Origin of the sequence: Micromonospora sp. NPDC049891 (assembly GCF_040660295.1) — a bacterium.
Taxonomy (GTDB): domain Bacteria; phylum Actinomycetota; class Actinomycetes; order Mycobacteriales; family Micromonosporaceae; genus Micromonospora.
On record NZ_JBFAML010000025.1, the window covers coordinates 88,594 to 94,593 of the forward strand.

At 73.1% G+C, this 6,000-nt stretch carries 6 protein-coding genes and 1 pseudogene; all 7 read left to right on the forward strand.

All coding sequences use genetic code 11. The annotated features are described in order from the left end of the window. Window positions 1-103: 103 nt before the first annotated feature. Window positions 104-472, forward strand: coding sequence for a holo-ACP synthase (locus tag AB0I71_RS25675; protein WP_357588724.1), 369 nt, complete (start codon window positions 104-106; stop codon window positions 470-472). 40 nt (window positions 473-512) lie between these two features. Beyond that, the gene (locus AB0I71_RS25680) at window positions 513-1,982 is read left to right on the forward strand and encodes an NAD(P)H-hydrate dehydratase (RefSeq protein ID WP_357588726.1); all 1,470 of its coding nucleotides are present in this window, start codon (window positions 513-515) and stop codon (window positions 1,980-1,982) included. 41 nt (window positions 1,983-2,023) lie between these two features. Beyond that, window positions 2,024-3,142 carry an alanine racemase gene (gene alr / locus AB0I71_RS25685; RefSeq protein ID WP_357588728.1) on the forward strand — a complete coding sequence of 373 codons (1,119 nt, stop codon included), beginning with the start codon at window positions 2,024-2,026 and terminating at the stop codon, window positions 3,140-3,142. Continuing rightward, a complete protein-coding gene (locus AB0I71_RS25690) occupies window positions 3,139-4,242 on the forward strand; it encodes an alpha/beta hydrolase (RefSeq protein WP_357588730.1) in 1,104 nt (367 codons plus the stop codon). Before alr ends, AB0I71_RS25690 begins: the two co-directional genes overlap by 4 nt. Further along, a complete protein-coding gene (tsaE, locus tag AB0I71_RS25695; RefSeq protein ID WP_357588733.1) occupies window positions 4,239-4,718 on the forward strand; it encodes a tRNA (adenosine(37)-N6)-threonylcarbamoyltransferase complex ATPase subunit type 1 TsaE in 480 nt (159 codons plus the stop codon). Before AB0I71_RS25690 ends, tsaE begins: the two co-directional genes overlap by 4 nt. Before the next feature lie 80 nt (window positions 4,719-4,798). Then, a complete protein-coding gene (ung, locus tag AB0I71_RS25700; protein WP_357588735.1) occupies window positions 4,799-5,500 on the forward strand; it encodes a uracil-DNA glycosylase in 702 nt (233 codons plus the stop codon). Window positions 5,501-5,816: 316 nt separating this feature from the next. Next, window positions 5,817-6,000, forward strand: a pseudogene (locus AB0I71_RS25705) (1,4-beta-xylanase); the annotation flags it as partial.

Here is a 6,000-nt window from a genome sequence, read left to right on the forward strand (position 1 = left end):
TGTGGACAGCCGGCGCCGGACGTACCCCTGCTTCGTCCACAGGCGTTGCCGGACGCGTGGCCGACGGCTATCTTGCCGTCCCCGCGCCGGTAGGGTTGGCCGGGTGATCGTCGCCGTCGGCATCGACGTGGTGCTTGTCGACCGGTTCGCCCGGGCGCTGGCGCGCACTCCGCTGCTCGCCGAGCGGCTGTTCACCGAGGCCGAGCGGTTCACCGCCGCCGGCAGTCGGCGGTCGCCGGAGTCGTTGGCCGCCCGCTTCGCGGCCAAGGAGGCGGTGGCCAAGGCGCTCGGCGCACCGGCCGGGCTCAACTGGCACGACTGCGAGGTCGTGCCGGACCAGGACGGACGGCCCTGGCTGGCGGTCTCGGGCACGGTCGCCGCGGCGGCCATCGAACGTGGCGTCAATCGTTGGCATCTCTCGCTGTCCCACGACGGTGGGATCGCTTCCGCCATGGTGGTGGCGGAGCGCTGAGCGTCGGGCGCGCCGGTGGGCGCGGGAAACGGGGTGTGGCATGAGACCGGTCTGGCGAGTGGCGGACGTACGCGCGGCGGAGTCGGCCCTGATGGCCACCCTGCCGCCCGGCACGCTCATGCAACGCGCCGCCGCCGGGCTGGCCCGCCGCTGCGCGCTGCTGCTCGCCGAGCGGGGTGGGGTGTACGCCGCGCCGGTACTGCTGCTCGTCGGCTCCGGCGACAACGGCGGCGACGCCCTGTACGCCGGCGCCCGGCTCGCCCGGCGCGGTGCCGCCGTGTCGGCGTTGCTGCTCACCCCGGAGCGGGTGCACGGCGAAGGGCTGGCCGCGCTGCGTGCGGCCGGGGGACGGGTCGTGTCGCGACCGCCGGCCGTGGTCGACGTGGTGCTCGACGGGATCGTCGGCATCGGCGGCAGCGGTGGGCTGCGGGAGACCGCTGAGCAGTTGGCCGCGAGTCTGCTACGGCACCGGGGGCGTGACGGCGAACGGGCGACGGTGGTGGCGGTGGACGTGCCCAGCGGCGTCACGGTGGACACCGGGGCGGTGCCGCTGACGTCGTCCGGCCGTCCGAACGCGGTGCGCGCCGACGTGACCGTGGCGTTCGGCGCGTTGAAACCGGCACTGGCGGTCGGCCCCGCCGCCGCGCTGGCCGGCGAGGTGGAACTTGTCGACATCGGGTTGACGCCGTGGCTGCGCGGCAGCCCCGCGCTGCACGTGGTGGAGTGGTCCGACGTGGCCGACTGGTGGCCCGGGCTCGGCCCCACCTCGGAGAAGTACTCCCGGGGCGTGGTCGGAGTGGCCACCGGCTCCGCCACGTACCCCGGCGCGGCGGTCCTCTCCGTCGGCGGCGCGCTCGCCGGTCCGACCGGCCTGGTCCGCTACGCCGGGGGTGCCCGGGACGAGGTGGTCCGCGAGCATCCCTCGGTGATCGCCACCGGCCGGGTGTCCGATGCCGGCCGGGTGCAGGCCTGGGTGTGCGGCTCGGGACTGGGCACCGACGAGCGGGCGGCCACCGAGCTGCGGACCGTCCTCGCCGCGCCGGTGCCGGTGGTGCTGGACGCCGACGCGCTGACCCTGCTCGTCGACGGCTCCCTCGCCGACCAGTTGCGCCGACGGGACGCGCCGATCGTGGTCACCCCACACGATCGGGAGTTCACCCGGCTCTGCGGGGAGGAGCCGGGCGCCGACCGGGTCGCCGCCACGCTGCGACTGGCCGCCTGGATGAACGCGGTGGTGCTGCTCAAGGGCGATCGCACGGTGATCGGCACGCCGGACGGACGGGCGTACGTCAATCCGACCGGCAGCCCCGCCCTGGCCACCGGTGGCACCGGCGACGTGCTGGCCGGACTGCTCGGTTCGCTGCTCGCGGCGGGGTTGCCGGCCGAGCGGGCCGCTGCCGCTGCGGCGTACCTGCACGGGCTGGCCGGCCGGGAGGCGGCCCGGAGCGGCCCGGTTACCGCGTCGGACGTCGCCGTCGCGCTGCGTCCCGTGCTGGCGCGTCTGCCCTGAGTACCCGCCGTGGTGATCAGGGCGGAAAGTAGGGTGGGAGCATGTGGCAGGCCGAGGTACGTGTCGACCTTGACGCGATCCGGGAGAACGTGGACCGGCTGCGCGCCGGCACCAGCGCGGAACTGATGGCGGTGGTGAAGGGCGACGGCTACGGCCACGGCATGGTTCCGGCGGCCCGGGCCGCGCTCGACGCGGGGGCGGACTGGCTCGGCGTCTGCACCCTGGACGAGGCGCTGGCACTGCGCGCGGCCGGCCTCGACGCACCGGTGCTGGCCTGGCTGCTCGCGCCGGGGCTACCGCTGCACACCGGGGTGACGGCCGGCATCGACCTGGGGGTGGCCAGCCTGCCGCAGCTCGACGAGATGCTGGAGGCGAGCCGGACGGCCGGGCGGCCCGCCCGACTGCACCTGAAGATCGACACCGGGCTGGCGCGAGGTGGCGCGACGGTCGCCGACTGGCCGGCCCTGCTCGACGCCGCCGCGAAGGCACAGGCCGACGGACTTGTCGAGGTGGTGGGGGTGTGGAGCCACTTCGTGTACGCGGACCTGCCCGGCCATCCGACCACCGATAGGCAGTTGGCTGTCTTCCACGAGGGCCTGGCCATGGTCGAGCGGGCCGGGCTGCGCCCGCGCTACCGGCACCTGGCCAACTCGGCGGCCACCCTGACCCGCCCGGACACCCACTTCGACCTGGTCCGCCCGGGGCTTGCCGTCTACGGCCTCTCCCCGGTGGCGGGCGACACGTACGGGCTGCGTCCGGCGATGACGGCCCGCGCCCGGGTGATGCTGACCAAGCGGGTGCCGGCCGGTGCGGGCGTCTCCTACGGCCACACCTACACGACCGAGCGGGAGGCGAACCTGGCCGTGGTGCCGCTCGGCTACGCCGACGGGGTGCCCCGGCACGCCTCGAACTCCGGCCCGGTGCAGCTCGGCGGGGTCCGCCGGACCATCTCCGGTCGGGTCTGCATGGACCAGTTCGTGCTCGACTGCGGCGACGACCCGGTGGCCGCGGGCGATGTGGCGATCCTGTTCGGCGACGGGTCCGAGGGGGAGCCCACGGCCGACGACTGGGCCGAGGCCGTCGGCACCATCAACTACGAGATCGTCACCCGGTTCGGCAGCACCCGGGTACCCCGCGTCTACGACGGCGACCGGGCATGACCGGTTGGCACATTCCGCGGCCCCGGACCACCGCCGGGAAGGCCGCCGGTCTGGTCGGTGCCGCGCTGGGGGTGGCCGCCGCCGGACTGGCGGCCGGCGTCGCCACGGAACGCGCCCTGGTCCGCCGGCTGAAGGCGGACCCCACCGACGCGTACGCCGACGAGGTCTTCGGCGATCAGCGGTACGACGAGGCGTACCGGCTGGAGATGAGCGACGGCACCGACATCCACGTCGAGGTGGTCGAGCCGACCCAGCCGGTCGAGGGCAACCCGACAGTGCTGCTGGTGCACGGCTTCTGCCTGGACATGGGGACCTTCCACTTCCAGCGCAAGCTGCTCGCCGAGCGGGGCGAGCACCGGATCGTCGCGTACGACCAGCCGGGGCACGGCCGGTCGGGGCGGCTGGAGAGCGGCGAGTACGACCTGGTCGCGCTCGGCCGTACGCTGCGCCGGGTGATCGACGAGGCCGCTCCGGAGGGGCCACTGGTGCTGGTCGGTCACTCGATGGGCGGCATGACCATCATGGCCCTGGCCGAGCTGTATCCGGAGATGTTCGGCGACCGGGTGGTAGGCACCGTGCTGATGGCCACATCGGGCGGGCTGATGGCGGAAACGAAGCTGGTCGCGCCCGCCCTGCTGGGTCGGGTGGGTGCGCCGGTGCTCTACATGGCGGGCAACGTCACCCGGTACGGCGGGGCGGTGATCGACAGGGCCCGCCGCTCGACCACGAACGTGGCCTGGCTGCTGACCCGCAGGTACGGCTTCGGCACCCGCCAGCCGAGCCCGGCCCTGGTGTCGTACGTGGAGGAGATGAACTCCCGTACCTCCGCCGACACGGTGACCCGCTACCTGCGCACCCTGGCGACCCATTCCCGGTTCCCGGCGCTTGCCGCGTTGGCCGGCACGCCGGTGCTGGTGGTCGTCGGAGACCGGGACATGATCACCCCTGTGACGCATTCCGAGGAGATCGTCCGGCGGCTGCCGCACGCCGAGTTCGTCAGGATCCCCGACAGTGGCCATGTGGTGATGCTGGAGCACGCCGACGAGGTCAACGCCGCGCTGCTCCGCTTCCTCGGCACCTGCGGGCGGGACGGCTCGTGACCGAGGTCGTGCTGCCGACTGTCGCGGACACGTACGCCTTCGGGCGCCGGCTGGCCGGGCTGCTGCGCGCCGGTGACCTGGTGCTGCTCACCGGCCCGCTGGGTGCCGGCAAGACCGCGCTGACCCGGGGGATCGGCGCCGGTCTGCGGGTGCTCGGTGACATCACCTCGCCGACGTTCGTGATCGCCCGGGTGCACCGCCCGGACCCGGCCGGCGGGCGGGAGGTGGCGCTGGTGCACGCCGACGCGTACCGGTTGGGTGACGCGGGCGACCCCCGGGCCGAGATCGACGACCTCGACCTCGACGCCTCGGTCGACGAGTCGGTGACAGTTGTCGAGTGGGGCGAAGGACTTGTCGAACAGCTGGCCGACGCCCATCTGCGGATCCGCCTGCACCGGCACGACGACGACACCCGCACGGCGGAGCTGGATCCGGTCGGTGGCGACTGGGCGGAGCGCCTCGCGGCCCTGGGCTGAGCACTGTCGTACCTGATACCTACAGTGCGTACCCGGCACCTACGGTGTCCGCAGACGTTCCGACCGGTGAGAGGTTGCCGATGCCCGACGACACCCCCGCTCTCGACCTGCTGGCGCTGCTCCCCGACGAGTGGCGGGCGGTGCTGACCCCCCATCTCGACCCGGCCCGGGTGTCCGCGTTGGCCGGGTTCGTCGCCGGGGAGTACGCCGCCGGCCCGGTCTTCCCGCCGGTCGAGGATCTGTTCTCGGCCTATCGGCTCTGCGCACCGTCGGACTGTCGGGTGTTGATCCTCGGGCAGGATCCCTACCACCGCGCCGGCCAGGCCCACGGGCTCAGCTTCAGCGTGCGCGAGGGGGTGTCGGTGCCGCCGTCGCTGCGCAACGTCTTCAAGGAGCTGGGCGAGGATCTGGGCGTGCCCAGGCCGCCCAGCGGCAACCTCGACGGCTGGGCGGCGCAGGGTGTGCTGCTGCTCAACTCGGTGCTGACCGTGCGGCAGGGCACGCCCGGCTCGCACGCCAACCGGGGTTGGGAGGAGTTCACCGACGCGACCATCCGGGCACTCGACGCGCTGGACTCCCGGGTGGTGTTCCTGCTCTGGGGCGGCTACGCCCGCAAGAAGGCGACGCTTGTCACGAACCCGCAGCACGTGGTCCTGGAGGCGGGCCACCCGAGCCCGATGAATCCCCGCGGCTTTCTCGGCAGCCGGCCGTTCAGCGCGGCCAACAAGGCGCTCGCCGACGCCGGCCTGCCCACGATCGACTGGGAGCGCTCGGCCGGCTGAGCCGTGTGCTCCTGCCCCCACGCCGCCCGCACGTACCAGGTGGCGGCATCCGCCTGGTTGGTCGGTGGAGCCGGTCGGACGACATTCCTTGACTGACGTCGATCGTTGGATAACGATATCGGAAATATAGATGCTCGCTAACGTCTTCAGTCTGGGGGTCAGTGGCGACGCACAGCAGCAGTGGAGCACCTATACAACCGACAGTCCTTCAATTCGTACAACCATGGCGCGGCATCGACGCGTGGTGACCGTCCCTCAACCACTCGCACCCCGCCGATCACGTCACGCCGCCTCTCGCAGGGAGAAGTACACCACCATGAACGAAGTCCCCACTCACCGTAAGAGTCGCCGACGCGGCCGCGTCAGGATGCTGGCTGCCGCCGCATTCGCCGCAGTGTTGGCCACCACCGGCACCGTCGCGATCTCGGCGAGCCCCGCCCACGCCGAGGCCGACCGGCAGGTCTGCTCGAACACGGAAGGCACCCACAACGGGTTCTTCT